Source organism: Enterobacter sp. SGAir0187 (assembly GCF_002952735.2).
GTDB lineage: Bacteria > Pseudomonadota > Gammaproteobacteria > Enterobacterales > Enterobacteriaceae > Enterobacter > Enterobacter quasiroggenkampii.
The window spans coordinates 903,134-928,781 of the sequence record NZ_CP025034.2 but is presented as its reverse complement, the minus strand read 5'-3'; the positions used below and the strand labels follow the sequence as shown (position 1 = coordinate 928,781).

Below are 25,648 nucleotides of genomic sequence, written 5' to 3'. Positions count from 1 at the left end.
CTCCCTCGAATGAAAATAAGCCTTCAACTTTATGACATACACGCCATATTAGCTATAATGCGCGACAATTTTCTAAGAGTAAAAGTGACGATATGAATTCTCTGTTTGCCAGTACGGCCCGTGGGCTGGAAGAGCTGTTAAAAACTGAACTGGAAAGCCTGGGCGCGCAAGAGTGCCAGGTGGTTCAGGGTGGTGTCCATTTTGAGGGCGACACGCGGCTTATTTACCAGAGCCTGATGTGGAGCCGCCTGGCGTCGCGCATCATGCTACCGATGAAGGAGTGCAAGGTCTATAGCGACCTTGATCTCTATACCGGCGTACAGATGATCGACTGGACAGAGATCTTCACCCCGAATGCCACCTTTGCGGTGCATTTCAACGGCGTGAACGACGAGATCCGCAACAGCCAGTACGGTGCCCTGCGCGTAAAAGACGCCATTGTGGACTGCTTCACGCGTAAAAATAAGGAACGTCCCAACGTCGATCGTGAAAACCCCGATCTGCGTATTAACGTCTGGCTGAACGGCGACACGGCGAGTATCTCCCTCGATCTGAGCGGCGCGGGCCTGCACCTGCGCGGCTACCGCGATCGTACCGGTATGGCACCCATCAAAGAGACCCTGGCGGCCGCAATTGTGATGCGCTCCGGCTGGCAGCCGGGCACGCCGCTGCTCGACCCGATGTGCGGTTCCGGTACCCTGCTGATTGAAGCGGCTATGCTGGCTACCGACCGCGCGCCGGGGCTGCACCGCGGCCAGTGGGGCTTCAAGGGCTGGGCGCAGCACGATGAAGCGCTCTGGAAAGAGGTCAAAGACGACGCGCAGACCCGCGCGCGTAAGGGGCTTGCGGAATATACTTCTCATTTCTACGGCTCCGATAGCGACCCTCGCGTCATTGAGCGTGCGCGCAGCAACGCCCGCCGTGCCGGTATCGGCGAGCTGGTCACCTTTGAAGTGAAAGACGTGGCGAACCTGACCAACCCGCTGCCAAAAGGCCCGTACGGTACCGTCATCAGCAACCCGCCATACGGCGAACGTCTCGATAGCGAACCGGCGCTGATTGCCCTGCACAGCCTGCTTGGCCGCAATATGAAGGACCACTTCGGCGGCTGGAACCTGTCTCTGTTCAGCGCCTCGCCGGAACTGCTGAGCTGCCTGCAGCTGCGCGCCGATCGCCAGTTTAAAGCGAAAAACGGCCCGCTGGACTGCGTGCAGAAAAACTACCATCTGGCGGAGAAGGCGGCCGACAGCAAGCCGTCCGGCGTGGCAGAAGATTACGCCAACCGCCTGCGCAAGAACCTGAAGAAATTTGAGAAGTGGGCGAAGCAGGAGGGCATTGAATGCTATCGCCTGTACGATGCCGACCTGCCGGAATACAACGTGGCGGTTGACCGCTACGCGGACTGGGTGGTGATTCAGGAATATGCGCCGCCGAAAACCATTGATGCGCAAAAAGCGCGTCAGCGCATGCTGGACGTCATTGCCGCCACCATCGCCGTGCTGGGTATTGCGCCAAACAAGCTGGTGCTGAAAACGCGTGAACGTCAGAAAGGCAAAAATCAGTACCAGAAGATGGGCGAGAAGGGCGACTTTATCGAAGTGGGCGAATATAACGCGCGCCTGTGGGTCAACCTGACCGATTATCTGGATACCGGTCTGTTCCTCGACCACCGTATCGCCCGTCGCATGCTGGGCCAGATGAGCAAGGGCAAGGACTTCCTGAATCTCTTCTCCTATACCGGCAGCGCCAGCGTGCATGCCGGTCTGGGTGGCGCGCGCAGCACCACCACGGTGGACATGTCCCGTACCTATCTGGAGTGGGCGGAGCGCAACCTGCGTCTTAACGGCTTAACCGGGCGTCAGCATCGCCTGATGCAGGCTGACGTGCTGGGCTGGCTGCGCGACACCGACGAGCAGTTTGACCTGATCTTTATCGATCCACCGACCTTCTCCAACTCCAAGCGTATGGAAGATAGCTTTGATGTACAACGCGATCACCTGCGCCTGATGACCGACCTGAAGCGCCTGCTGCGCAAAGGCGGCACCATTATGTTCTCGAACAACAAACGCGGCTTCCGTATGGATCATGACGGCTTAGCAGCCCTGGGACTGAAAGCACAAGAAATCAGCCAAAAAACGCTGTCTCAGGACTTTGCCCGTAACCGTCAAATCCATAACTGCTGGTTGATTACCGCGGTCTGAAAGGAAAAATAAATGTCTTTAATTAGTATGCACGGCGCGTGGCTCTCTTTCAGCGACTCACCGCTTCTCGACAATGCAGAACTTCACATCGAAGATAACGAGCGCGTCTGTCTGGTGGGCCGTAACGGCGCGGGTAAATCCACGCTGATGAAAATCCTTAACCGCGAACAGGGGCTGGATGACGGGCGTATTGTTTACGAGCAGGATCTGATTGTCTCCCGCCTGCAGCAGGATCCACCGCGTCACGTGACCGGCAGCGTTTACGATTTCGTGGCGGAAGGGATCTCCGAGCAGGCTGAATACCTGAAGCGCTATCACGAGATTTCGCATCTGGTGATGACCGATCCGAGCGACAAAAACCTCAACGAACTGGCGAAAGTGCAGGAGATGCTCGATCACCACGGTCTGTGGCAGCTTGAAAACCGCATTAATGAAGTACTGGCGCAGCTCGGTCTGGAACCCGATATGGAGCTGTCGGCGCTCTCCGGCGGCTGGCTGCGTAAAGCGGCCCTGGGCCGCGCGCTGGTCAGCGGGCCGAAGGTGCTGCTGCTGGACGAACCGACCAACCACCTGGATATCGAAGCGATCGACTGGCTGGAAGGTTTCCTGAAAACCTTCAGCGGCACCATCATCTTTATCTCGCACGACCGTTCGTTTATTCGCAATATGGCGACGCGCATTGTCGACCTCGACCGCGGCAAGCTGGTCACCTATCCCGGGGATTACGACACCTATCTGCTGGAGAAAGAAGAAAACCTGCGCGTGGAAGAGCTGCAGAATGCCGAGTTCGACCGCAAGCTGGCGCAGGAAGAGGTCTGGATCCGCCAGGGCATCAAAGCCCGTCGTACCCGTAACGAAGGCCGCGTGCGTGCCCTGAAGGCGATGCGTCGCGAGCGCAGCGAACGCCGTGAAGTGATGGGCAGCGCCAAAATGCAGGTGGAAGAGGCGTCCCGTTCCGGCAAGATTGTCTTCGAAATGGAAAACGTCAACTATCAGGTTGACGGTAAAGTACTGGTGAACGATTTCTCCGCGCAGGTGCAGCGCGGCGACAAAATCGCCCTGATTGGCCCGAACGGCTGCGGTAAAACCACGCTGCTGAAGCTGATGTTGGGCCAGCTGCAGGCCGACAGCGGACGTATTCACTGCGGAACCAAGCTAGAGGTCGCCTACTTCGACCAGCACCGCGCGGAGCTGGATCCGGACCGTACGGTGATGGACAACCTCGCCGAAGGTAAGCAGGAAGTGATGGTGAACGGCAAGCCTCGCCACGTGCTGGGCTACCTGCAGGACTTCCTGTTCCATCCGAAACGCGCCATGACGCCGGTGCGCGCGCTGTCCGGCGGTGAGCGAAACCGTCTTCTGCTGGCGCGCCTGTTCCTGAAGCCAAGCAACCTGTTGATCCTCGATGAACCGACCAACGATCTGGATGTCGAAACGCTGGAATTACTCGAAGAGCTGATTGACGGCTATCAGGGTACCGTGATGCTGGTCAGCCACGATCGTCAGTTCGTTGACAACACCGTGACCGAGTGCTGGATCTTCGAAGGTGAAGGGCGAATTGGTCAATATGTCGGCGGTTATCACGATGCAAAAGGGCAGCAGGCACAGTCGCTGGCGACGAAGCAGGCAAAGTCCAAAATAAGTTCTGAACCTGCTGTAACAAAAGCAGAAACTGTCAAGAAAACCTCGGCTAAACTAAGCTATAACCTGCAGCGCGAACTGGAGGGGCTACCGCAGCGTCTTGAAGAGCTGGAAGCCGCGCTTGAGGATCTGCAAAAACAGGTTGCTGATGCGTCATTCTTTACTCAATCGCATGACTATACTCAGAAAGTACTGTCAGAACTGTCCGCGGCTGAAAAAGCCCTGGAAGAAGCATTTGAGCGCTGGGAGTACCTTGAGTCTCTGAAAAACGGCGCATAAACAGGGATAACATATGTGTGACCAGCACCATGCCGACAGGCATATTTTATGCTCGCAATGCGATATGCTCGTGGCGTTGCCAGAGCTTGGTCACGGTCATAAAGCCCTGTGTCCACGTTGCGGTACGACGTTGACAACCGAGTGGGACGCGCCGCGGCAGCGTCCCACTGCTTACGCTCTGGCAGCCTTATTTATGCTGCTGCTCTCCAATCTCTTCCCCTTCATCTATATGAAGGTGGGGGGGATCACCAGCCAGGTGGATTTGCTTGAAATCCCGGGCGTGATGTTCTCGGAAGATTACGCCAGCCTGGGGACCTTTTTTCTCCTGTTTGTCCAGATAGTCCCGGCTTTTTGCCTGGTCGTCATCCTTTTGCTGGTGAACCGCGTCAGGATGCCGGCACCGCTGAAAATCCGACTGGCGCGTATTCTTTTTCAGCTCAAAAGCTGGGGGATGGCCGAGATCTTTCTGGCGGGGATTCTGGTCAGCTTCGTGAAGCTGATGGCATACGGCGACGTGGGGATTGGCAGCAGCTTTATTCCCTGGTGTTTGTACTGTGTTCTGCAGCTGCGCGCCTTCCAGTGTGTGGACAGGCGTTGGGCGTGGGACGATATCGCGCCAGCGCCGACGCTTTCACAGACGGTGAAGGTCGGGGTGCCCGGCATTCGCCAGGGGCTTCGCTCGTGCCCGTGCTGTACCGCCGTGCTGCCCGCCGATCTCGACGTCTGTCCGCGCTGCGAAACAAAGGGGCACATCCGCCGTAAAAATAGCCTGCAGTGGACGATGGCGCTGCTGGTCACGTCCGTCATGCTGTATCTGCCAGCCAATATTCTGCCAATCATGATCACCGATTTGCTCGGTGACAAAATGCCCTCGACGATCCTCGCCGGGGTGATACTGCTCTGGGGTGAAGGTTCCTATCCGGTCGCTGGCGTCATCTTTATCGCCAGTATTATGGTGCCCACCTTAAAAATGATCGCCATCGCCTGGCTCTGTTGGGATGCGAAAGGGCATGGGAAACGCGATAGCGAACGCATGCACCTTATTTATGAAGTGGTCGAGTTTGTTGGACGCTGGTCAATGATTGACGTGTTTGTCATCGCCGTTCTCTCTGCGCTGGTGCGGATGGGCGGTTTGATGAGTATTTATCCTGCGATGGGGGCTTTAATGTTTGCACTGGTCGTGATCATGACCATGTTTGCGGCCATGACCTTCGACCCTCGTTTATCGTGGGATCGTGAGCCTGAATCAAGCCATGAGGAAGAGTAAGAGCATGGAAAATAAGAGTGGAGAGGCGAAAGTGCAGAAGGTCAAAAACTGGTCTCCGGTGTGGATTTTTCCCATCGTGACTGCGCTGATCGGTGCCTGGATCCTGTTTTATCATTACAGCCATCAGGGACCGGAAGTGACGCTGATAACCACCAATGCCGAGGGGATTGAGGGTGGCAAAACGACCATCAAAAGCCGTAGCGTGGATGTGGGCGTGGTCGAAAGCGCAACCCTGACGGACGATTTAACCCATGTGGAGATTAAGGCGCGCCTTAATGCCGGCATGGAAAAACTGCTGCACGGCGATTCCGTTTTCTGGGTCGTTAAGCCGCAGGTGGGACGTGAAGGGATCAGCGGCTTAGGGACGCTGCTTTCGGGCGCCTACATTGAGCTGCAGCCCGGCGCTAAGGGTAACCAGCCAGCCAACTACCAGCTCCTGGACTCACCGCCGCTTGCGCCGCCTGATGCCAAGGGTATCCGCGTGATCCTCGACAGTAAAAAAGCAGGTCAGCTCACGGCGGGCGACCCGGTTCTGTTCCGCGGCTACCGGGTCGGGTCGGTTGAGAAAAGCACGTTTGATCCGCAGAAACGCGCGATCAGCTATCAGCTCTTCATCAATGCGCCAAACGATCGCCTGGTCACCAGCAACGTCCGCTTCTGGAAAGACAGCGGGATCGCGGTGGATCTGACTTCGGCAGGTATGCGCGTTGAAATGGGGTCGCTGACCACGCTGTTTGGCGGCGGCGTGAGTTTTGACGTGCCGGAGGGCCTGGATTTAGGGCAGCCGGTCGCAGAGAACACCGCCTTCCGTCTCTTTGACGATCAAAAAAGCATTCAGGATGCGCTCTATACCGATCACGTTGACTTCCTGATGTTCTTTAAAGACTCCGTTCGCGGCCTGCAGCCGGGGGCGCCTGTTGAGTTCCGCGGCATTCGTCTCGGTACGGTTGGGCAAGTGCCGTTCTTCGTCCCGGGCCTTCAGCAGGTGCTGGATGATGATTACCGCATTCCGGTACTGATCCGCATTGAACCGGAGCGTCTGCTTAATCAGATTGGTGAAAATCAGGATATCGCGACTCATATCACCCAGCTGATGGAACGCGGTCTGCGCGGGTCGCTGAAAACCGGCAACCTGGTCACCGGTGCGCTGTATGTGGATATGGACTTCTACCCGAAAGCACCGCCGATTACCGGTATCCGTGAGTTCGGTGGCTATAAGATCATCCCAACGGTGAGCAGCGGCCTGGCGCAGATCCAGCAGCGTCTGATGGAGACGCTGGATAAGATCAACAATCTGCCACTGAATCCGATGATTGAAGCGGCGACCGGGTCGTTACATCAGAGCCAGGAGACAATGCAGCGCCTGCAAACCACGCTGGATAACATCAACAAGATCACGGCGAGCCAGAGCATGCAACAGTTGCCGCAGGACATGCAGAAAACGCTGCGTGAGCTGAACCGCAGTATGCAGGGCTTCCAGCCGGGCTCAGCAGCCTATAACAAGATGGTGGCAGATATGCAGCGTCTTGATCAGGTCCTGCGTGAACTGCAGCCTGTTCTGAAAACGCTCAACGAGAAGAGCAACGCGCTGGTGTTCGAAGCGAAAGATAAAAAGGATCCTGAGCCGAAGAGGGCAAAAGAATGAAAAAGTGGCTATTGATGGTTGGCGCTCTGCTGTTAACGGCGTGCAGTTCAGGGGTAGAGAATAAAAGCTACTATCAGCTGCCTGTGGCGACCCACAGCGGCGGGCAAAGCACGGCGAGTCAGGGAAACCGCCAGCTGTGGGTTGAGCAGGTTGCCGTGCCGGATTATCTGGCAGGAAACGGCGTGGTCTATCAGACCAGCGACGTTAAATATGTGATTGCGACCAACAACCTGTGGGCCAGCCCGCTGGATCAGCAGCTGCGCAACACGCTGGTGGCCAATCTGGGTAGCCAGCTTCCGGGCTGGGTTGTCGCGTCGCAGCCGCTGGGTAACGATCAGGATACGCTGAACGTCACCGTAACGGGCTTCCACGGCCGCTATGACGGTGCAGTGGTGATCAGCGGGGAGTGGTTGTTGAATCATCAGGGGCAGCTGATTAAGCGTCCTTTCCATCTGGAGCTGAAGCAGCAGAAAGATGGCTATGACGAAATGGTGAAAGTCCTGGCTCAGGGTTGGGCGCAGGAGTCGGCCAGTATCGCGAGAGAGATTTCCCGGCTGCCATAAGTAAAATTCATCATCAAAAACCGCAATCGGTCTGTTGCTGATTGCGGTTTTTTTTCGTTTTCACTTCAGGTCGTTACTTGTGCCACGTCACAATTTTTGTACAAATGATCTTCCAGGTAGCTCACAAATATGACACCCGTATGAATTTTGAACATTGACGATGCGACTAATTCGGGGTATTCGTTATCTGTGCCTGTGCAGATAGTGCAGACACTGTTTTCTTTCCACCAGACAAAAGAATGAGGGAAACGAGGCATGAAGAGACAGAAACGAGATCGCCTGGAACGGGCTCATCAACGTGGTTATCAGGCCGGCATCGCTGGACGTTCTAAAGAAATGTGTCCTTATCAGACGATAAATCAAAGGTCACAATGGCTTGGAGGCTGGCGAGAAGCCATCGGCGACAGGGCACTCATAGCCTGATAACGTCTCTTTTAAAAAAGAAACCTCCGCATTGCGGAGGTTTCGCCTTTCCGGGGGTGCAAAAAGCACGATCAGAACGCGGACGTGTCCTGGAACAGGCCAACCTTCAGGTCGCTTGCGCTATAGATCAGACGACCGTCGACCAGCACTTCGCCATCTGCCAGGCCCATAATCAGGCGGCGGTTAACGATGCGCTTGAAGTGAATACGATAGGTCACTTTCTTCGCTGTAGGCAGAACCTGGCCGGTGAATTTTACTTCGCCTACGCCCAGCGCGCGGCCTTTACCTTCACCACCCAGCCAGCCCAGATAGAAGCCAACCAGCTGCCACATTGCATCCAGACCCAGACAGCCAGGCATTACCGGATCGCCAATAAAGTGGCAACCGAAGAACCACAGGTCCGGGTTGATATCGAGTTCTGCTTCTACGTAACCCTTATCGAAGTTGCCGCCGGTTTCGGTCATTTTCACGACACGGTCCATCATCAGCATGTTCGGGGCCGGTAACTGTGGGCCTTTCGCGCCAAACAGTTCACCGCGACCAGAGGCAAGAAGATCTTCTTTTGTATAGGATTCGCGTTTATCTACCATGTTCTCAGTAAGCCTTATTTTAGTGAAGGACGCAGGATAGCTAACACGTGTACGCTGAACAAGTCCGATCAGTTCGAACTAAACCAGCCCAGCCAGCGTAACGGCCATGGATAACGATGACGAGCATCCTGCTGTGTCGCCTGAGCAATGCGCTCCTGGATAGTCTGCATCAGGGTGGTTTGCCCTTCGCCATCCCATACCAGGTTTGTCAGTAAGGGTAGTGCATCCTCAATCCCTTCGATGGCCCAGATAGCGAACTGCTCTTGTTCAACCGCATCCAGGATCTCCTGACTGAGGCTTAAATGGCGTGCGTTGGGAGCCGGAATAATCACACCCTGCTTGCCGTTTAAGCCACGCTGCTGACAGATAGAGAAGAAGCCTTCGATTTTCTCGTTGAGGCCACCCACAGGCTGCGCACGACCAAATTGATCCACCGAACCGGTGATTGCGATGTTCTGATTGATGGGCACTTCCGCCAGGGCGCTGATTAAGGCGCACAGTTCAGCCATAGAGGCGCTATCCCCATCCACTTCGCTGTAGGACTGCTCAAACGTCAGCGAGGCGGAGAAGGGGATCTGTTGCTCAAGCTGCAGTTCAGACATCAAAAACGCCTGCATGATCATCATGCCTTTGGCGTGAATGTTTCCGCCCAGCTCGGCTTTGCGTTCGATATCGGTAAATTCGCCATCGCCAATATGCACAACGCAGCTGATACGGGACGGCTCCCCGAACGCGCGCGGATGGCCAGGAAATTCAATCACCGACAGGGCGTTAATCTGCCCGACGCGTTCGCCTTCGGTTTCCACCAGAATTTGTTCCAGCAGAATTTCATCCTGCATACGGTCAGCAAGATAGCCTTCTCGCCACTCTCGCTGAGCCAGCATCTGGGTGAGTTGTTCTCCGGTGAACGCACCGTTACCGCTAATCACACCCACTTCACGCAGTTGCTTGCCGATCCAGAGCGGGCAAAGTGGCAGCGTTTCCTGGTCACCGGTATAACGCACCGCTTCGCGGATCAGGCCTGGCCACGCGTCAGCCGCAGGCGTTGGCAGCGCAAAACGTTCGGCAACGGCCATCACCCACTGACACCACTGCGCCATATCGTCGGCATCGGCAATCTGGATATTGTCTTCGTATTCGCTATATACCGCCTGCTCAGCCAGTTCCGGCTCCATTTCCTGGAAATCCGCCAGCGACTCACGGTCGCCCGTCAACACGACGGTTAACGACAGCGGCATGGACGGAACAGAGACGGGCAGAGGACGAGACTCATCATAGCCGACCCAGTCGAAACGCTGCTGGTGCACGATGGTTTTCAGACGCATCCACAGCAGCGGCTGCGAGAGCAGGGTACGCAGCGAGATGATCAGGACACCGCCATTTGCGCGATGTACCAGCCCAGGCTGCAGCGAAAGCTCGCCGTTAAACTGGCGCAGACAACCAAAGAGTTGTTCAGCCTCGACCCAGTTCGCGGTAATCACCTCGCCCTTAGCGGCAAAAAGGCCGTCAGCCTGCGCCGCCGGTTCGAAAGTGACATCATGTCCCGTAATACGATACTGGCCGCCAAAAACGGCGTTCGCTTCCGGCTTTAGCTGACGCACGGCATCCCCGAACAACGTCAGGTATTCCGCTTCTTCCGGGGCTTTGAGCAGCATGAAGGGCGCAGTTGCCCAGGGGCTTAATGCCTGCTCCAGCGCGTAATGCAAACGGGGCTGCGTATCGCTAAGGATGAATTCGTGTTCTTTTGCGAGATCTGGCTGTGCAAACAATTCCTGATAACTTTCGGTATCCGGAACAAGGTCACGCCATGCAAGTTTCGTAATGGTCAAAGTTGATGTTTTTTAGTCAGATGTAAAAGCGTGGAGTATACCGTAAGCGGGGGGCTGTACCCAAGCAGGATTGGGGATTTCGACAGGGCGATTGGCTGCATTCACTCACAGGATATGATTTCTTTTCAGCAGATTGCTAAAAAACTGATATTCTGAACAGAGTTACGTGGTAACACTGAGATCGCAATGAAATATCAACAACTGGAAAATCTCGAAAGCGGCTGGAAATGGAAGTACCTGGTCAAAAAGCACCGTGAAGGGGAGCTGATCACCTGCTACATCGAAGCCAGCGCTGCACAAGAAGCCGTGGATATTTTGCTGACCCTCGAAAATGAACCGGTACAGGTTAACGGCTGGATTGAGAAACACATCAATCCTGCCTTGTTAAACCGGATGAAGCAAACTATCCGTGCGCGACGCAAACGGCATTTTAATGCTGAGCATCAGCACACGCGCAAAAAATCAATCGACCTGGAATTTGTTGTCTGGCAGCGCCTGGCCGGGCTGGCACAACGTCGGGGCAAAACGCTGTCGGAAACCATCGTGCAGCTGATTGAGGATGCAGAACATAAAGAGAAATACGCCAACCAGATGTCGACACTGAAGAACGACCTTCAGGCGCTGTTGGGTAAGAAGTAGATTTTTTTACTTTTCTTCAGACAATAAAAAACCCCGCATTGCGGGGTTTTTTTATAAGACGATAACTTATGCCGCTGGCTGAGTTACAACGTCTTTGATGCCTTTAACTTCGATCTCTACGCGACGATCTGGAGCCAGGCAGTCGATCAGTGCAGCGCGAGCTTTCACGTTGTCACAGGTGTTGCCAGTAACTGGGTTAGATTCGCCCATACCACGTGGGGAGATCTTGTTAGCTGGGATACCTTTAGAGATCAGGTAATCAACAACAGACTGAGCACGTTTCTCAGACAGTTTCTGGTTGTAAGCGTCAGAACCGATACGGTCGGTGAAGCCCAGAACCACTACAGAACCATCTTTAGGATCCAGGTTGCTCAGCTGGGTGTACAGCTGATCCAGTGCCTGCTGGCCTTCTGGTTTCAGAGTCGCTTTGTTGAAGTTGAACAGAACGTCAGACTTCAGAGTGAAGTGCTTGGTCTGTACTTCTGGAGCTGGAGCCGGCGCTGGAGCAACAACTGGTGCTGCTTCTTCCTGCTGGCCGAAACGGTAGGAAACACCTACGCTCAGCATGCCGTTGTCTGGACGAACACCAACGGTGTTGCCGTCGCCGATGTTGTTAACCCACTGGTATTCCAGACGGGTAGCGATGTCACGGGTCATAGCCCACTCAACGCCACCAGCGAATACTGGGGAAACACCGGTGTCATGGTCGTCGCCAGCGATGCTGTTGCTGGAGTCAGCGCGCCATACCATGCCGCCCAGACGGGTGTACACGTCCAGATCGTCAGTTACTGGGTAACCCAGTTTAGCGGTCAGCTGAACGCCCTGTGCTTTGAAAGCGCCGTTTACGGTGTCGCCTTTGTATGGCATACGACCTAACCAGTCGTAACCCATTTCAAAACCAACATACGGGTTAACCTGATAGCCACCGAACGCACCTGCACCAAGCTGGCTCTCGTGAGTTGGGCCATCATTGTTCAGGCTGCTGTTGTACCAGCCAGTGTCGTGGAACTGAGACCAGCCCAGTTTACCACCTGCATACCAGGTATTATCTTTCGGAGCGGCCTGCGCTACGGTAGCGAAGCCAGCCAGTGCCACTGCAATCGCGATAGCTGTCTTTTTCATTTTTTGCGCCTCGTTATCATCCAAAATTCGCCATGAAAGTCTCAAGAGAGAATCACGGTTAAATCCTTCACCGGGGGGCGTGGTCAAATATAAATCTACCGATATCTTCGGCTTAGGCCGAGCACCCCTGGCGATGTAAAGTCTACAACGTAGCTGAAAACTTACAAGTGTGAAGTCCGTCAGGCATATGAAAAAAAAAGTTCCGTATACCGATTATTTAACATTTTTCGAACGAATTTTGTGCAATAAAATGAAGGAGAACCGCACCAGACAAGCCTTGCCGCAATTTTGAGGTCGGGAACTAAAACCTCATCTTGCGGTCAAAAAAAATTCCAGGAAAAATCTTAATTTCACTCAATGATACAAATTTGAGTGAATTTTTAGCCCAGAAAGTTGTCCTCTGCGGTAAGAATCCGATCGAACCGGACGCATAATGAACCCGATCGCATTCCCTTCTTCAGCAGCTTCGGTCAGGCGGAAATGTTCCTCTTCCGTCAACTCTTCCGGCAACCAGCCAATCACCACGCTGTAATTCCCTGTGCGTAACGCGCGGATCATCGACTCAACGGTATCGCAAGGCGAGAGCTGATTAATCTGCATGACCTTGGTCAGCGGCAGGCCAGCGGACTGAACCCACTCGCGGCTCAGCTTTTGCTGTGGCGTGAGCCAAAGCTGCCAGCGCGATTGCTGACCGAGTTGTTGTAATAACGGCAGTAGCAGAAGTTGCGTTAACAAGGGCTGGTCTTCACGATAAACCACTTCACTGATAAGCCCTGTGGAAACACGCTCGACGGAATTCTGCGCGACATTGCCTGCGGCAGAAGAGAGAGAGATTGCGCGATTTGCATAGCCTGAAGTGTGCATATTCATTCCAGCCCTGTAGTTACTGTATGGATATACAGTAACCCCTGTATGCCCAAAGATCAACCTCATTTTCGGAAAGCGACTCGCAAAATTCATTCAATCTTGATGCCCCTCGAAAAATCATCTTGCTCAACGACGATAAGTTGCCTATTTTCCTGCTAACGGATCCGCTAGTAAGAAATTTTGTTGTTAGTCTATGATTCTGAAGGGAAATATCATGAAAAAGATATCTTATGAACGGATTTATAAATCCCAGGAATACCTGTCCCCGTTGGGCGAGATTCATCATCGCGCGCTGTTTGGCGGCTACACCCTGGCGGTGGATGATGCGGTTTTTGCTATGGTGTCTGATGGCGAGCTTTATCTTCGGGCTTGTGAGGAGAGTGCGAAATATTGTGTAAAGAATGCTTCCTCCTTTTTGACGTTGATGAAGCGAGGCCGCCCGGTGCTGCTCAACTATTATCGTGTGGATGACGGATTATGGCAGGACAGGGCGCGGTTGCTTCAGCTCTCTTCGTTTGCACTCAGTGCGGCAAGGAAAGAGCGCTATCAGCGCCATCAACGAAACCGACTCAAGGATCTGCCAAACCTGACCTTTCAGCTTGAAGTCTTGCTCTTTGAAGCCGGTATCACCAATGAAGAAACGCTGCGGGCACTGGGGGCCAGAGCGAGCTGGCTGAAGATGCGGGCAAAGAATAAGGCACTGAGTATAAAAGTGCTTTTTGCGCTGGAAGGGGCTATCGAAGGGCTGCATGAGGCGGCACTCCCGGCAGGCATCCGCCGGGAGCTGACGGAGTGGTTTAATGCGCTGCCTGAGCCACAGGAGAGTCGTTCTTCCAGGTAGCGATGTGCTGTTGCAGCCGGCAAATTTCAGGCAGCAGAGCGATAAGCAGGCCTATCTGCTGAAGAACCAGCGGCGCTTTGCTGTCATTTCCTGGGTCAAGATGCGCAATGCGTTGAGCCAGTTCATCCAGAGCCTGTCTAACGCGCGGTTCATCGGCCGGGCGGTGATGAAGCGCATCATCGACATAGCAGACGGCGTCATCGAGGAGGTTGAGAATCGCCGGGTTAGTAAGCTTCTCGCGGTGGGCCCCCAGCGTCGAAATATAGCTGGTGAAGGTATGGTTAAGGCAAAGCAGGCGAAACGCGGTCTCACGAATTTCCGCCGTGGCGCGAGGCTCCGTTGACATGTTAGAGACAACGGAGGCCAGTTCTGCATCACTGTTGTGCGCATCACGACGTGCTATCCGGTAAGCCAGGCGGTTATCGCGCCCCTGGTGATATTGCTCCAGGATAGCGTCAAGGTATCGACAGTTGGCATTCATCGCCCTGTCGACCACGCGCGGCAAATTGCGGAAACGCCAGTCCGGCCAGATAAAGCTGACTGCGGCCCAGGCAATCGCGCAGCCTATCAGCGTATCAATCACACGGGGCAGGGCGACTTCAAAGCCTTCACCCAGCAGGTTAAAGCAGAGCAGTACCAGCAGCGTGATGAACATGGTGGCGTGGGCATACTGCACGTTGCGAAACGCGAAGAACAGCACGCCGGTGATCACGATCAGAATCAATTGACCTTCGATGGAAGGCACGAAATAGAGCACCGGCAGGCCGATCGCGACGCCAACCAGCGTGCCGATAATACGCAGCGCCAGGCGATGTCGGGTTGCGTTATAGTTCGGCTGGCAGACGAACAGGCTGGTGAGCAGGATCCAGTAGCCATGATGCAGCCCGGTTATCTGGATAAAGGCATACCCCACGCACAGCACCAGCGACATTCTCACCGCGTGGCGAAAGAGAGCCGACTCCGGCGTGAAGTTGCGGCTCAGGCGTAGCCACATATCGCTAAAACTGTGCACGCTGTCATCAGCAAGCTGGTTTTCCACCTCACTGCCCGGAAGCGCCATCGCCTGTTCGGACTCAATGGTCGCCAGCTGTGCATCAATTGCCCGCAGGTTGTTGAGCAGAAAGCCTAGCGCTTTGATGTGTTCCGGTGACGTTCCGCTGGCCTGAACGCGGTCGAGCGCCGCATCAAGGTGGCTGAATACGCGTTCAAAGCGGGGATCATGCTGATAGGGCGTGCGCAGCAGAATGGAGCGCGAGAGCCGCTGACACGCCTGAGACTGCATGGAGAGCAGGCGCTGGAAGCGGAACATCACGTCGCTGTAGCGGAACCTCTCACGCAGGGCGGCATACTGAACGTGCGAGGAGCTGGCACGTTCATGAATATCCTGGGCGGCAAAATAGTAGTGTAAGGTCCTTCGCGTTCCGCGCTGACCGCGATCGCCACGCAGACGGGTAAGCAGAGAGGCTTTTGTCTGATTAAGGGTGGCAACCAGCTGGCCGTTAGCAAGCGCCAGATCGTAGAGCGGCGCCTGGCTTTCTTCCTCGATATCCGGGTCGAACAGCCGGGATTTCAGTTCCAGATAGTGGGCTAACTGCTCAAAGCTGCGGGCAAGATTATCCTGCAGAGGGCGAACCGGGAAGATCAGATGACCGGTTAGCGTCAGCAGGTTATACCAGATGGCACCCAGCAACAGCAGAACCGGCTGCTGGTACCACTGGTCGTACAGGGAAACGCCCAGCATGGTGTAGATGGCGATCAGCAATGCACCAAAAGCGATGGTGGCATAGCGCTGCCCAAGGCCACCCAGCAAAATAAACCCGCTGGTTGAGAGGGTAAGACCCAGGGCAAACAGCCAGGGCCAGGGGAAAAGCAGCTCAACGGATGCTGACGCAATAAAAAAGCAGACAAGCGTAATGACCAGATTACGCAAACGCCCGGCCAGACGATCGTCCAGGTCCGCCAGCGCCCCGGCCACCACTCCTAGCGTGAGCGGGATAGTGAGTTTGACATCATTCAGCCACCAGGGCAGAGCAACCGTGCCGCAAAGCGCGATAAATATCCTGACGTTATAAAGCCAGGTGCTGTTCCAGGTATAACGGCGAAGCAGTGGGCTTAGCATAAACGCGGCCAGTCCTTAGTTACTGAAAACGACGACGCGCATTGGCTTCACGCGCCGCCTGGGCCACTTCGACCGGAACAACCCTGCGCCCGACGGGCCAAAGGGCGATAGCGGCGATCTTAAAGTTCGCGATCCCCACCGGAATACCAATAATCGTGATGCACTGCGCAATCCCCGCAAAAATATGCATGATGCAGAGCCACCAGCCGAAGAAAATCAGCCACAGAATGTTCAGCAGGGTTCCGCCCGTATTCATCAGGGCGTTTTTGTTCTCCGGATTCAGCTCGTCAACGTGGATGGCTTCATTCCCGTAGGGGACGAAGGAGAGTTTTGTGATTTCCCAGCAGGAGCGGGTCAGGGGGAGCGTAAAAATCAGGACGATGCTCACCAGCGTGGCAAAAAGCCAGGAAAGGGTGGTGGCAAAACCGCCCAGCACAAAATTCAACACATTCAGAACGGTACGCATAAACCCTCACTTCCTTTCGATAAAATTAACGCCCAATGATTGTAACGTTTTTTTAGGCTGGAGCACCTTAAAACTGGCAGTTACACTGTCAGGTAAATTATCTCTTCGTGGATTTGGCGGAACATGGAACTGAAAGCAACGTCGTTAGGCAAACGTCTGGCGCAACACCCTTATGACAGGGTGGTTCTCCTCAATGCCGGGGTAAAAGTCTCCGGGGAACGCCACGAATACCTTATTCCGTTTAATCAGCTTCTGGCTATCCACTGCAAACGCGGGCTGGTGTGGGGCGAACTGGAGTTCGTACTGCCTGACGATAAAGTCGTGCGTCTTCACGGCACCGAGTGGGCAGAAACCCAACGTTTTCATCATCACCTGAACGCGCTCTGGCAGCAGTGGAGTCAGGATATGAGCGTGATTGCCGCCGGGGTGCTTCAGAAGGTGCTGGACGATATCGCGCAAAGCAACGCGCAGCATTCGTGGCTCACCCGTCAGCAGACCGCCGGGCTACAGCAAAAAATCCGGCAGGCACTCTCGGCGCTGCCGATCTCCGTGACGCGTCTCGAGGAGTTTGACAACTGTCGCGACGCCTGGCGCCAGTGCCAGGCCTGGCTGAATGATAAGGATAAAAGCCGGCTCGCCCATAATCAGGCCTGGACGGACGCCATGCTCACCCAATACGCCGACTTTTTCAGTACGGTGGAGTCTTCTCCGCTTAATCCGGCTCAGGCGCGCGCGGTGGTCAACGGCGAGCAGTCGCTGCTGGTGCTGGCGGGGGCCGGTAGCGGTAAAACGTCGGTGCTGGTCGCGCGTGCCGGCTGGCTGCTGACGACCGGGGAAGCGGTCGCCGATCAAATTCTGCTTCTGGCCTTTGGTCGCAAGGCGGCCCAGGAGATGGACGAACGGATCCAGGAACGTCTGCATACCCGGGATATCACGGCCAGAACCTTCCATGCCCTTGCCCTGCATATTATTCAGCAGGGCAGTAAAAAAGTGCCTGCTATCAGTAAGCTGGAAAACGACGCGCAGGCGCGTCAGGCGCTGTTTATCAAAACGTGGCGCCAGCAGTGCAGTGAGAAAAAGGCGCAGGCGAAAGGATGGCGTCAGTGGCTCGAGGAGGAACTCAACTGGGACGTGCCGGAAGGCAGCTTCTGGCAGGATGACAAACTGGCGCGTCGGCTGGGTTCACGGCTTGACCGCTGGGTCAGCCTGATGCGAATGCACGGCGGAACGCAGGCAGAGATGATTGAAAGCGCGCCGGAGGCGATCCGCGATCTGTTTTCGAAGCGGGTCAAGCTGATGGCGCCGCTGCTGAAGGCCTGGAAAACCGCGCTGAAAGCGGAAAATGCCGTTGATTTCTCCGGCCTGATCCATCAGGCCATCATCATTCTTGAGAAGGGGCGTTTTGTCAGCCCGTGGAAGCATATTCTGGTGGATGAGTTCCAGGATATCTCTCCGCAGCGTGCAGCGTTGCTCTCAGCGCTGCGGGCGCAAAATAAGCATACCTCGCTGTTTGCGGTGGGGGATGACTGGCAGGCCATCTATCGCTTCAGTGGGGCACAGCTTTCGCTGACGACCGCATTCCACCACTATTTTGGCGAAGGCGATCGCAGCGATCTGGACACCACCTACCGCTTCAATTCACGGATTGGTGAAATCGCCAACCGCTTCATCCAGCAGAACCCGCATCAGCTAGCAAAACCGCTCAATAGCCTGCGGCCAGGGGATAAAAAAGCCGTGACCCTGCTGGCGGATGATCAGCTGGAACCGCTGCTGGACAAGCTCAGTGGTTACGCGAAGCCCGATGAGCGTATCCTGGTGCTGGCGCGTTACCATCATCTCAAACCCGAGGCGCTGGAAAAAGCGGCCACCCGCTGGCCGAAGCTGCAGCTTGAATTTATGACGATTCACGCCAGCAAAGGGCAGCAGGCCGACTATGTGATTGTCATGGGGCTGAAAGAGGGCAGCGACGGTTTCCCGGCTCCGGCCCGCGAGTCGGTCATGGAGCAGGCCTTGCTGCCGGTGCCGGAAGACTTCCCGGATGCCGAAGAGCGGCGTTTGCTGTATGTGGCCATGACCCGCGCGCGCCATCGCGTGTGGCTGCTGTTCAATAAAGAGGAGCCATCCGTGTTTGTCGATATTTTGAAGAGTATTGATGTGCCAGTGGCGCGAAAGCCTTAACGAAGACGGGCAAGGATGGGTAGGCCGGGTAAGGCGTAGCCGCCACCCGGCAAAAAAAGCTACTTCAGTCTGTCGGAAAGATAACGCTGATAGTCCGGAATGAGGATATCCACCGTCGAGTTAAACTGTGGCGATTCGATAATGAAATCCGCCGTCGAGAGGTTTGTTGCCACCGGAATATTCCACACCGTCGCCAGACGCAGCAGGGCTTTGACATCCGGGTCGTGCGGAACCGCGTTCAGCGGATCCCAGAAGAAGATCAGCACATCAATCTTCCCTTCGGAGATCTGCGCGCCGACCTGCTGATCGCCACCCATCGGGCCGCTCAGCATGGCGTTCACCTCCAGACCCGTTTCGCGCTGGATCAGGTTACCGGTGGTGCCGGTTGCCGACAGGGCGTGCTTTTCCAGCAAAGACTGATGGCGGCGAACCCAGTTAAGCAGCATTTGTTTACAGTGATCGTGCGCCACCAGAGCAATGTGTTTGCGTTCCGGGAGCGTGCGTGTTGTCAGTTCCATAATCATATCCATCAGGTTAACTACCTACACGATGACGGGAACCGTTTGACGCTGCAAGAGAAAGGCGTAAAAAATGTGGCTTATGATGAAGGTTGTTGTTTTGCCCACTGTAAAAACCGGGCACGGGTGTCTGCATCGGCCTGCTGGAACCAGAATTTAAGGCGTTGTTCCGTCAGGGTCTGGGACTGGGGAGGAATGACGTCCAGTTCTGAGACGCCGGAAAGCAGCGTACTGTCGTCAGCCATCATGGTAGCAAACTGGGGAAGCGACGCGCGTTTCCCCGCTTTGTTATAGGTCTGCATCGCGGCCTCGTAGTCCGGACCTTTCGGTGAGGTCGTCAGCGCCAGAATATCCAGCTTCACCGGAATCGGCATCGCATCCCCGTCCAGCAGTTCAATGCGGGGTGAAGCGTCGAAGGCCGCCGATTCCTTCTCGGTTTCAAGACGAGGCAGGGTAATGTTGACCTGACTGATTTGCCGGGTATTAAAGCTGACAATCAGCGGCGGGGAGATGTACATCCGTTGCTCGTGATTCGCCAGACCGATCGATTTTTCCACCCGGAATACCAGCTGATGCGGCCCGTTATCCAGCTCGATGCTGTCTGCACCGCGCAATAAGGAACTGGAGACCTTTTTTCCGTCCAGTACCAGGAGGTCAATATCGGTAGAGAGCCGGAGCGTGGTCGCAAAAACGCAGACCGGCATCACTAACGCAATCAGAGCAGTGGCAATACCGGTTTTCATAGAAGGCTCCCGTCAGAAATCCTGTCGCCGCATTAATGTATCTAAATTTTTCGAGAATCATGTTTACTAACATATAGACATATTTCGCCGTTTTGCCCTCATACGTCGGTATGGGATGGATGGTTGAGATGTGCGGTTTGGCGTACACTTTTAAAAAAGCCAGGAGAAAAACCATGAAAGAGAACGATATTGCCGAGATTCTGACATCCACGCGTACCATTGCACTGGTGGGCGCGAGCGATAAACCCGATCGTCCAAGCTATCGGGTGATGAAATACCTTCTCGATCAGGGCTACCACGTCATCCCGGTCTCGCCAAAAGTGGCGGGGAAAACCTTACTGGGCCAGCAGGGTTATGCCACGCTCGCTGACGTGCCGGAAAAAATTGATATGGTCGATGTCTTCCGTAATTCCGAGGCGGCGTGGGAAGTGGCGCAGGACGCTATTGCCGTCGGGGCGAAAACGCTGTGGATGCAGCTGGGCGTGATTAACGAGCAGGCTGCGGTGCTGGCGCGGGATGCGGGGTTAAACGTCGTCATGGATCGCTGTCCTGCGATTGACATCCCCCGTCTGGGGCTGGCGAAATAATAAAAAAAAGCCCGTTCATCGGGCTTTTTTTACACGCTTAGTTCCGCAGGCGCGGAGCCTGTAACTGTTTGCGGATAGTCTGAGCAAGTTCATCCATAGTGGGTTGCTCCGGATGCTCTTCCTGCAGCTCGCTGCTTAGCTGCGCTTCAGCAAGATAGGTGTGGACGGGTTGTCCATCATCCCCCTCCATCACCACATGGTACCAGGGCGCGGCGCGAAGCTCTGCGTTCACCGCCAGCTCGTCTGCTGACGGTTCATCAAGGGAATACTCCGGGTCGATATCCACGACCACACCCAAATACCCGAGCAAAGTGTGGCGGACCTGCTGGCCGATACCGAATTTGCTGGCAATCATAGTCACCTCCCGGGAAATACGACTTACACGTTATGTGCGGGCAATATTTCTCTTTTCAAGTTACATGACGCGACAGGCAAACCCTTTCAGATACAGTCCTTCCGGGTAGGTAGCAATCACGGGGTGATCGGCTGCCTGACGGAACTGCTCTATAAATTGTACATCACGGCCAGCATCTATTGCGGCATCGGCGATGATTTTCTGAAATAAATCTGTGGTCATCAGGCCGGAGCAGGAGAACGTGAGCAGAACTCCGCCCGGGTTCAGCAGCTGGATGGCCAGCATGTTGATATCTTTATACCCACGGCAGGCGCCCATCAGCTGGCTTTTGTTTTCCACAAACTTTGGTGGATCCATCACGATGACGTCGAACTTCTCGCCCTGGTCGCGATATTTACGCAGCAGCTTGAAGACGTCATCACGCACAAACTCCGCTTTGCTCAGATCCAGCTTATTCAGCTCGACGTTCTGTTTTGCCACGTCCAGCGCTTCCTGCGAGGTGTCCACGCTCACCACCTGGGCACAGCCGCCCATCAGTGCCGAAACGGCAAAACCGCCGGTATAGGAGAAGCAGTTCAGCACGCGTTTGTCGGCAACGTACTGACGCGTAGCCAGACGGCTGTCGCGCTGGTCGAGGTAGTAACCGGTTTTGTGTCCGCCCTGAATATCCACCAGCAGCTTCATGCCGTGCTCTTCAATCGGCAGCAGGGTAGGCGGCAGCTCACCCGTGACCGGCCCCTGGGTCAGCTCCATGCCCTCTTTTTTGCGCACCGCCACATCGCTGCGGTCGTAAATGGCGCACTGCGGGAACAATGTTTGCAGCGCGCTAATCAGCGCAGCGCGCTGGTATTCCGCCCCGGCGCTCAGGAGCTGTAGCACCAGGAAGTTACCGAAGCGATCGATGGTCACGCCCGGCAGACCGTCGGACTCACCGGCAATCAGGCGGTAGCTGTCCAGCCCGTCGCGTTTTGCCAGCCACTCGCGCCACTGCTGCGCCTGCTGCAGGCGGCGGACAAAAAAGTCGATGTCGATGGTTTCGTCTTTATCGAAGGTCCAGACGCGGGCACGGATCTGGGACGCTGGCGAGTAGGCGCCTCGCGCTAACCATTTCCCCTGGTGGTCCACGATATCAATGGTTTCACCGAGGCTGGCTTTGCCTTCCATACGGGCAACCGCGCCGGAAAAGACCCAGGGATGACGGCGCAGTAATGATTTCTCGCGCCCTTTGGCTAACACTAAACGTACACTCATAATTTGCTGTTCTGTCGATTTCAGGGAAATGGCGCGTAGAGTAGCACATCAAAACGGATCAGAGCTTGTTGAAATCATTTTCTGTTGTTCCTGATCGCGTCGCACGTAAAATAATCAAAGCGATGGAGTAATTAAGCTCGTTACCGTTAAAAAGTCGGAGGGAATCAAAATGGATATTGCGTTACTAAATAAGGGAAGAAACAGGGCATGGTCAGAAACCATGGTTAATCTGGAGGCGCGTAAGCTCGTTGATACAGCCAACCAGTTATCAGCCTTCTACCTTCAGGACGGGCTTTGTCGTATCAAGTTTGTAGAAGAAATAAAACAGGTCGTTGAAAAGGAGTTTGCAACAGCGCGTCGTGCCAGAACAGATGAAGAATGTATGGTTTGCATCAAGAATCTTCGAGCTGAAACGGAAAATCTTCGTGAGCAAGAGCATCTACTAAGAACCCGCGCCGCGCAGCTTTATGCAAAAGTCGAGTTTGTCAGGGAAAATAATAAAATTGTCGGATATGTCATTTCGGCAGTGAATGTTGTGCTATCAGGCGTCGTTTTGTTTGGTGGATTTGTGATGTTATCCACCATGGGGCCGATAGGCATGTTTGCAGGAGCTGTCCTAATTGCTGATGGGATTAACGGGTTGACCCGGGAAGTACTCAACTTTGATCTACCCGCAGGACAAAAACCTTCACAGGGAATTATTGCTGATACCGTTATGGAAACAGCTCAGTTTATGGGGTTCAGTCCCAGCTCAGGATTGGCTTTTTACAACGGTGTTACTCTTAGTGCCAGTATCTATAGTATCGCTGGACTAGCCCGAAAAACGGGAGCGTGGAGATTGTTTCGATGGCTTCCACACGATTACTATCGCAAAGTCAGTACGATGGGCGCGCCTAAACTCACAATGAAGATTGTCGGATATGGCGTTAAAGCCAAGGTCATTTTTGATCTGATAACAACAGATAACGGAATCCGTTAATCTCTGGTGCTTTTTCGGTAACGCCAGGATTTATACGACAGTACAGGAGGCTGTGCGAGAGTCATAATGCTTACCCCTACGATAATCGCCAGCCCCCACGCCAATGCTTTGAGAGGTGAACTGAAAACGACAAGTATAATCAGGATCGTGAAGCATACACTGGCTACCCAAAGTAAGGTATTAAATCGACGGGCGAGATCGTAAATCGCCTCTTCAAGCGTTCCACCGTATCTCTCAACGTTATTTTTTATCTTCTGCAAGTCAGACAGTGTGAAACCAGAACGCAACAGAGCTTCATCAGTGACATTCATATCGTTTTCCTTTCACGTAAAAAATCCCATTTACTGTTTGTACACTTACATACTCACGGTGCGTAGAGTACCACATTCAGCAAGGCGCAATCATCTGCGGATGCCGTTGAGCGTTTCGGCACAAAATCAAATCGCTTAGGCACATTGAGGCATTGTTGCGTGCTTTATCTTAGGGCTTCCGGTTCAGCAAAGGAAATACCCATGAAAAAGCGCAGTGTCATCACAATAGCCGCTCTGACGGCAATGAGTTTTCAGGTTTTCGCAGCAACGTCTTTCAGCGTGACCAGCCGGGATATCTCCGGCGATCGGCGGTTAGCGTCACCGCAGGTGTTTGAGGGATTTGGCTGCCATGGTGGGAATACCTCACCGCAGCTGGTGTGGGAAAATCCGCCCGCGGGTACGAAAAGTTTTGCCATTACGGTCTATGACCCGGATGCGCCTACCGGCAGCGGCTGGTGGCATTGGACCGTAGCCAACATTCCCGCGAAGACAATGACGCTGCCCGCTGGTGCCGGTAACCCAAATGGCGAAAAATTACCTGCTGGCGCTGTGCAGGGGCGTAATGATTTCGGTTATTCTGGATTCGGCGGCGCATGTCCCCCTGCCGGGGACAAGCCTCACCGCTATCAGATTACCGTCTGGGCGCTGGACGTGGATAAACTGCCCGTCGACAAAAATGCCAGCGGCGCGCTGGTCGGTTTTATGCTCAATAGTCACGTTCTGGCAAAGGCTCAGTTAACAGCAACCTACAGCAGATAAGGATGGCGGGGTGCAGGAGTTCCATTTTCGACATAAACATCTCACGGCGGGTGAAGTGAGTGCCAGCAAAATGCATCGCCTGCACCAGGTTAAGCTCTTTTTTCCGGCGATTTGCCATATCACTCACGGCAGTAAGGTGATTGTGCAGGACGATAACCGCCTGGTGGCAACCCGGGATGAACTCATCATTATTCCTGCCAATACGGTGATGGAAATCATCAATCAGCCTGCAAATGGCCTGTTTCACTCGGACTTGCTGATGTTATCGCCGGAAATCGTTGCCGAGTTTAAAACCCATTACCTGAAATCCTGGCCGCGCACGACGTTACATTCGCTCTGTGCTCCGCTGAGCGAGGGGCTGGCGTTTATGTGGGATAACCTGCTGCACGCCGTGCGTCAGGATTTACCGGAGGCGTTGCAAAAACATCAGGCCTTCGGTCTGTTGCTGGCATTGCTGCATGACGGCGTGGCAGGTCCGCTGCTTATTGAGCGAAACAATAACCTGACCGAGCAGGTGCGACAGTTCATCATGCTGTCGCCCGCCAGAGCCTGGACCGCGCAGGATGTCGCCAGCCGTCTCGCATTAAGCGTGCCGACGCTGCGCAGGCGGTTACGCGAGGAGTCACAGAGTTTTCGCCAGATTGTGGAGGAGGTGAGGATGGGCGTTGCGCTGTCACAGTTACAGTCAACCCGATTACCGATCGGCGAAATCGCATTACAATGTGGGTATCTGTCCAGCTCTCGTTTCACCGCCCGTTTTCGGCAACACTACGGCTGTTTACCGAAAACGCTACGTTAAGGAGAAGAAGAATGTCAAAAGTCTGCACTATTGCCTGGGTTCACGGCGTTGTTCAGGGCGTGGGGTTCCGCTACAGCACCCAGCGCGAGGCTGTTCAGCTTGGGCTAACGGGATACGCGCGCAACATGGATGACGGCAGCGTCGAGGTGGTCGCCTGCGGCGAAGCAGAGCAGGTCGACAAGCTGGTGGCGTGGCTGAAAGCGGGTGGGCCGCGCAGCGCGAGGGTTGATAAGGTCTTAACGGAACCCCATCAACCGGGGCGCGAATACGTAAACTTCGGTATTCGGTATTAAATACACTTCACCGGCTTTGGCAGGCCGGCAATTTTTGTGGCCTGTTTTGCCGGACCTTTCGGGAACAAACGATACAGATAGCGGCTGTTGCCTTTCTCTTCACCGAACTTATTGGCCATCGCCTTGACCAGCATGCGGATCGCCGGAGAGGTGTTGAATTCGAGGTAGAATTCGCGCACGAAACGGACCACTTCCCAGTGTTCGGGGGAGAGGGTAATCCCTTCGTTTTCCGCAATTTTCTCCGCCAGCGGTTCGCTCCAGAGCGTCGTATCTTTCAGATAGCCTTCGCTATCGGTCTCAATTTCCTGGCCTGCAAAAATGAACATAATCTTCTGTCGTAGGTGAAAAATCGGCGACAGTGTAGCAAAAAAGCGGGCTCAGGA

General features: G+C 54.7%; 26 protein-coding genes. 14 read left to right on the top strand and 12 right to left on the bottom strand.

Going from position 1 to position 25,648, the window contains the following annotated elements; translation table 11 throughout:
* The first annotated feature begins 92 nt into the window (after nucleotides 1-92).
* The 6 genes from rlmKL (at nucleotide 93) to rmf (ending at nucleotide 8,019) form a co-directional block, all read left to right on the top strand.
* A complete protein-coding gene (gene rlmKL / locus CWR52_RS04575) occupies nucleotides 93-2,201 on the top strand; it encodes a bifunctional 23S rRNA (guanine(2069)-N(7))-methyltransferase RlmK/23S rRNA (guanine(2445)-N(2))-methyltransferase RlmL (RefSeq protein ID WP_021240859.1) in 2,109 nt (702 codons plus the stop codon).
* 12 nt (nucleotides 2,202-2,213) lie between these two features.
* Entirely contained in the window at nucleotides 2,214-4,121 is a 1,908-nt protein-coding gene (locus CWR52_RS04570; protein WP_104948968.1) for an ABC transporter ATP-binding protein, read from the top strand.
* A 13-nt stretch (nucleotides 4,122-4,134) separates the two neighbouring features.
* The gene (gene pqiA / locus CWR52_RS04565; protein ID WP_104948967.1) at nucleotides 4,135-5,388 is read left to right on the top strand and encodes a membrane integrity-associated transporter subunit PqiA; all 1,254 of its coding nucleotides are present in this window, start codon (nucleotides 4,135-4,137) and stop codon (nucleotides 5,386-5,388) included.
* A 4-nt stretch (nucleotides 5,389-5,392) separates the two neighbouring features.
* Nucleotides 5,393-7,033 carry an intermembrane transport protein PqiB gene (pqiB, locus tag CWR52_RS04560; protein WP_104948966.1) on the top strand — a complete coding sequence of 547 codons (1,641 nt, stop codon included), beginning with the start codon at nucleotides 5,393-5,395 and terminating at the stop codon, nucleotides 7,031-7,033.
* Entirely contained in the window at nucleotides 7,030-7,596 is a 567-nt protein-coding gene (gene pqiC / locus CWR52_RS04555; RefSeq protein WP_045908366.1) for a membrane integrity-associated transporter subunit PqiC, read from the top strand. Before pqiB ends, pqiC begins: the two co-directional genes overlap by 4 nt.
* 255 nt (nucleotides 7,597-7,851) lie before the next feature.
* Nucleotides 7,852-8,019, top strand: a complete 168-nt coding sequence (rmf, locus tag CWR52_RS04550) for a ribosome modulation factor (RefSeq protein WP_013097261.1) — start codon at nucleotides 7,852-7,854, stop codon at nucleotides 8,017-8,019.
* 71 nt (nucleotides 8,020-8,090) lie between these two features.
* Here rmf and fabA read toward each other — a convergent pair whose 3' ends face one another.
* On the bottom strand, nucleotides 8,091-8,609 hold the full coding sequence (fabA, locus tag CWR52_RS04545; protein ID WP_008499931.1) for a 3-hydroxyacyl-[acyl-carrier-protein] dehydratase FabA: 519 nt from the start codon (nucleotides 8,607-8,609) through the stop codon (nucleotides 8,091-8,093).
* 68 nt (nucleotides 8,610-8,677) lie between these two features.
* On the bottom strand, nucleotides 8,678-10,438 hold the full coding sequence (locus CWR52_RS04540) for an AAA family ATPase (RefSeq protein ID WP_104948965.1): 1,761 nt from the start codon (nucleotides 10,436-10,438) through the stop codon (nucleotides 8,678-8,680).
* Nucleotides 10,439-10,624: 186 nt separating this feature from the next.
* Between CWR52_RS04540 and matP the strand changes: the two genes are divergently transcribed.
* On the top strand, nucleotides 10,625-11,077 hold the full coding sequence (gene matP / locus CWR52_RS04535) for a macrodomain Ter protein MatP (RefSeq protein ID WP_008499929.1): 453 nt from the start codon (nucleotides 10,625-10,627) through the stop codon (nucleotides 11,075-11,077).
* A gap of 66 nt (nucleotides 11,078-11,143) precedes the next feature.
* Here matP and ompA read toward each other — a convergent pair whose 3' ends face one another.
* Nucleotides 11,144-12,199: a porin OmpA gene (gene ompA, locus CWR52_RS04530; RefSeq protein ID WP_008499928.1), complete on the bottom strand. Its 1,056-nt coding sequence runs from the start codon at nucleotides 12,197-12,199 to the stop codon at nucleotides 11,144-11,146.
* Between the two features lie 354 nt (nucleotides 12,200-12,553).
* A complete protein-coding gene (sulA, locus tag CWR52_RS04525) occupies nucleotides 12,554-13,063 on the bottom strand; it encodes an SOS-induced cell division inhibitor SulA (RefSeq protein ID WP_032637628.1) in 510 nt (169 codons plus the stop codon).
* 217 nt (nucleotides 13,064-13,280) lie between these two features.
* Here sulA and CWR52_RS04520 point away from each other — a divergent pair, with 217 nt between their 5' ends.
* Nucleotides 13,281-13,907 (top strand): TfoX/Sxy family DNA transformation protein, encoded by a 627-nt coding sequence (locus CWR52_RS04520; RefSeq protein WP_104948964.1) that lies wholly within the window; start codon nucleotides 13,281-13,283, stop codon nucleotides 13,905-13,907.
* On the opposite strand, the gene yccS is transcribed toward CWR52_RS04520, so the two are convergent.
* Both yccS and CWR52_RS04510 read right to left on the bottom strand, forming a co-directional pair.
* Entirely contained in the window at nucleotides 13,864-16,026 is a 2,163-nt protein-coding gene (gene yccS / locus CWR52_RS04515) for a YccS family putative transporter (protein ID WP_104948963.1), read from the bottom strand. The two genes, CWR52_RS04520 and yccS, sit on opposite strands and share 44 nt — an antisense overlap.
* Nucleotides 16,027-16,045: 19 nt before the next feature.
* Nucleotides 16,046-16,492, bottom strand: a complete 447-nt coding sequence (locus CWR52_RS04510; RefSeq protein ID WP_023343701.1) for a YccF domain-containing protein — start codon at nucleotides 16,490-16,492, stop codon at nucleotides 16,046-16,048.
* A 123-nt stretch (nucleotides 16,493-16,615) separates the two neighbouring features.
* Here CWR52_RS04510 and helD point away from each other — a divergent pair, with 123 nt between their 5' ends.
* The gene (gene helD, locus CWR52_RS04505; RefSeq protein ID WP_104948962.1) at nucleotides 16,616-18,670 is read left to right on the top strand and encodes a DNA helicase IV; all 2,055 of its coding nucleotides are present in this window, start codon (nucleotides 16,616-16,618) and stop codon (nucleotides 18,668-18,670) included.
* Between the two features lie 59 nt (nucleotides 18,671-18,729).
* Here helD and mgsA read toward each other — a convergent pair whose 3' ends face one another.
* Both mgsA and csgI read right to left on the bottom strand, forming a co-directional pair.
* Nucleotides 18,730-19,188, bottom strand: a complete 459-nt coding sequence (gene mgsA, locus CWR52_RS04500; RefSeq protein ID WP_104948961.1) for a methylglyoxal synthase — start codon at nucleotides 19,186-19,188, stop codon at nucleotides 18,730-18,732.
* A gap of 80 nt (nucleotides 19,189-19,268) precedes the next feature.
* Nucleotides 19,269-19,931 carry a curli synthesis inhibitor gene (gene csgI / locus CWR52_RS04495; protein ID WP_104948960.1) on the bottom strand — a complete coding sequence of 221 codons (663 nt, stop codon included), beginning with the start codon at nucleotides 19,929-19,931 and terminating at the stop codon, nucleotides 19,269-19,271.
* Nucleotides 19,932-20,104: 173 nt separating this feature from the next.
* On the opposite strand from csgI, the gene CWR52_RS04490 reads away from it, so the two are divergent.
* Nucleotides 20,105-20,518 (top strand): CoA-binding protein, encoded by a 414-nt coding sequence (locus tag CWR52_RS04490; RefSeq protein WP_008499920.1) that lies wholly within the window; start codon nucleotides 20,105-20,107, stop codon nucleotides 20,516-20,518.
* 37 nt (nucleotides 20,519-20,555) lie between these two features.
* Here CWR52_RS04490 and hspQ read toward each other — a convergent pair whose 3' ends face one another.
* Nucleotides 20,556-20,873: a heat shock protein HspQ gene (hspQ, locus tag CWR52_RS04485; protein ID WP_008499919.1), complete on the bottom strand. Its 318-nt coding sequence runs from the start codon at nucleotides 20,871-20,873 to the stop codon at nucleotides 20,556-20,558.
* A 60-nt stretch (nucleotides 20,874-20,933) separates the two neighbouring features.
* Nucleotides 20,934-22,124 carry a 23S rRNA (cytosine(1962)-C(5))-methyltransferase RlmI gene (gene rlmI, locus CWR52_RS04480; RefSeq protein WP_104948958.1) on the bottom strand — a complete coding sequence of 397 codons (1,191 nt, stop codon included), beginning with the start codon at nucleotides 22,122-22,124 and terminating at the stop codon, nucleotides 20,934-20,936.
* 169 nt (nucleotides 22,125-22,293) lie between these two features.
* Between rlmI and CWR52_RS04475 the strand changes: the two genes are divergently transcribed.
* Nucleotides 22,294-23,103 carry a DUF4225 domain-containing protein gene (locus tag CWR52_RS04475; protein ID WP_104948957.1) on the top strand — a complete coding sequence of 270 codons (810 nt, stop codon included), beginning with the start codon at nucleotides 22,294-22,296 and terminating at the stop codon, nucleotides 23,101-23,103.
* Here CWR52_RS04475 and CWR52_RS04470 read toward each other — a convergent pair.
* Entirely contained in the window at nucleotides 23,100-23,414 is a 315-nt protein-coding gene (locus tag CWR52_RS04470; RefSeq protein ID WP_104948956.1) for a hypothetical protein, read from the bottom strand. The two genes, CWR52_RS04475 and CWR52_RS04470, sit on opposite strands and share 4 nt — an antisense overlap.
* A gap of 201 nt (nucleotides 23,415-23,615) precedes the next feature.
* Between CWR52_RS04470 and CWR52_RS04465 the strand changes: the two genes are divergently transcribed.
* Genes CWR52_RS04465 through yccX form a run of 3 tightly spaced genes read left to right on the top strand, consistent with a single transcriptional unit; the run spans nucleotide 23,616 to nucleotide 25,265 of the window.
* Nucleotides 23,616-24,173 carry a kinase inhibitor gene (locus CWR52_RS04465; protein WP_104948955.1) on the top strand — a complete coding sequence of 186 codons (558 nt, stop codon included), beginning with the start codon at nucleotides 23,616-23,618 and terminating at the stop codon, nucleotides 24,171-24,173.
* Between the two features lie 10 nt (nucleotides 24,174-24,183).
* Nucleotides 24,184-24,972: a helix-turn-helix transcriptional regulator gene (locus CWR52_RS04460; protein ID WP_104948954.1), complete on the top strand. Its 789-nt coding sequence runs from the start codon at nucleotides 24,184-24,186 to the stop codon at nucleotides 24,970-24,972.
* Between the two features lie 11 nt (nucleotides 24,973-24,983).
* Entirely contained in the window at nucleotides 24,984-25,265 is a 282-nt protein-coding gene (gene yccX / locus CWR52_RS04455) for an acylphosphatase (RefSeq protein ID WP_023617863.1), read from the top strand.
* Here the strand turns inward: yccX and tusE are convergent.
* Nucleotides 25,262-25,591, bottom strand: a complete 330-nt coding sequence (gene tusE / locus CWR52_RS04450) for a sulfurtransferase TusE (protein WP_008499913.1) — start codon at nucleotides 25,589-25,591, stop codon at nucleotides 25,262-25,264. The genes yccX and tusE overlap by 4 nt on opposite strands.
* Nucleotides 25,592-25,648 lie beyond the last annotated feature (57 nt).

Bases quoted from the DNA above. Each gene is read 5' to 3' on its own strand.
- rlmKL (WP_021240859.1), top strand. From the start codon at position 93: ATGAATTCTCTGTTTGCCAGTACGGCCCGTGGGCTGGAAGAGCTGTTA.
- CWR52_RS04570 (WP_104948968.1), top strand. From the start codon at position 2,214: ATGTCTTTAATTAGTATGCACGGCGCGTGGCTCTCTTTCAGCGACTCA.
- pqiA (WP_104948967.1), top strand. From the start codon at position 4,135: ATGTGTGACCAGCACCATGCCGACAGGCATATTTTATGCTCGCAATGC.
- pqiB (WP_104948966.1), top strand. From the start codon at position 5,393: ATGGAAAATAAGAGTGGAGAGGCGAAAGTGCAGAAGGTCAAAAACTGG.
- pqiC (WP_045908366.1), top strand. From the start codon at position 7,030: ATGAAAAAGTGGCTATTGATGGTTGGCGCTCTGCTGTTAACGGCGTGC.
- rmf (WP_013097261.1), top strand. From the start codon at position 7,852: ATGAAGAGACAGAAACGAGATCGCCTGGAACGGGCTCATCAACGTGGT.
- fabA (WP_008499931.1), bottom strand. From the start codon at position 8,609: ATGGTAGATAAACGCGAATCCTATACAAAAGAAGATCTTCTTGCCTCT.
- matP (WP_008499929.1), top strand. From the start codon at position 10,625: ATGAAATATCAACAACTGGAAAATCTCGAAAGCGGCTGGAAATGGAAG.
- ompA (WP_008499928.1), bottom strand. From the start codon at position 12,199: ATGAAAAAGACAGCTATCGCGATTGCAGTGGCACTGGCTGGCTTCGCT.
- sulA (WP_032637628.1), bottom strand. From the start codon at position 13,063: ATGCACACTTCAGGCTATGCAAATCGCGCAATCTCTCTCTCTTCTGCC.
- CWR52_RS04520 (WP_104948964.1), top strand. From the start codon at position 13,281: ATGAAAAAGATATCTTATGAACGGATTTATAAATCCCAGGAATACCTG.
- yccS (WP_104948963.1), bottom strand. From the start codon at position 16,026: ATGCTAAGCCCACTGCTTCGCCGTTATACCTGGAACAGCACCTGGCTT.
- CWR52_RS04510 (WP_023343701.1), bottom strand. From the start codon at position 16,492: ATGCGTACCGTTCTGAATGTGTTGAATTTTGTGCTGGGCGGTTTTGCC.
- helD (WP_104948962.1), top strand. From the start codon at position 16,616: ATGGAACTGAAAGCAACGTCGTTAGGCAAACGTCTGGCGCAACACCCT.
- mgsA (WP_104948961.1), bottom strand. From the start codon at position 19,188: ATGGAACTGACAACACGCACGCTCCCGGAACGCAAACACATTGCTCTG.
- csgI (WP_104948960.1), bottom strand. From the start codon at position 19,931: ATGAAAACCGGTATTGCCACTGCTCTGATTGCGTTAGTGATGCCGGTC.
- CWR52_RS04490 (WP_008499920.1), top strand. From the start codon at position 20,105: ATGAAAGAGAACGATATTGCCGAGATTCTGACATCCACGCGTACCATT.
- hspQ (WP_008499919.1), bottom strand. From the start codon at position 20,873: ATGATTGCCAGCAAATTCGGTATCGGCCAGCAGGTCCGCCACACTTTG.
- rlmI (WP_104948958.1), bottom strand. From the start codon at position 22,124: ATGAGTGTACGTTTAGTGTTAGCCAAAGGGCGCGAGAAATCATTACTG.
- CWR52_RS04475 (WP_104948957.1), top strand. From the start codon at position 22,294: ATGGATATTGCGTTACTAAATAAGGGAAGAAACAGGGCATGGTCAGAA.
- CWR52_RS04470 (WP_104948956.1), bottom strand. From the start codon at position 23,414: ATGAATGTCACTGATGAAGCTCTGTTGCGTTCTGGTTTCACACTGTCT.
- CWR52_RS04465 (WP_104948955.1), top strand. From the start codon at position 23,616: ATGAAAAAGCGCAGTGTCATCACAATAGCCGCTCTGACGGCAATGAGT.
- yccX (WP_023617863.1), top strand. From the start codon at position 24,984: ATGTCAAAAGTCTGCACTATTGCCTGGGTTCACGGCGTTGTTCAGGGC.
- tusE (WP_008499913.1), bottom strand. From the start codon at position 25,591: ATGTTCATTTTTGCAGGCCAGGAAATTGAGACCGATAGCGAAGGCTAT.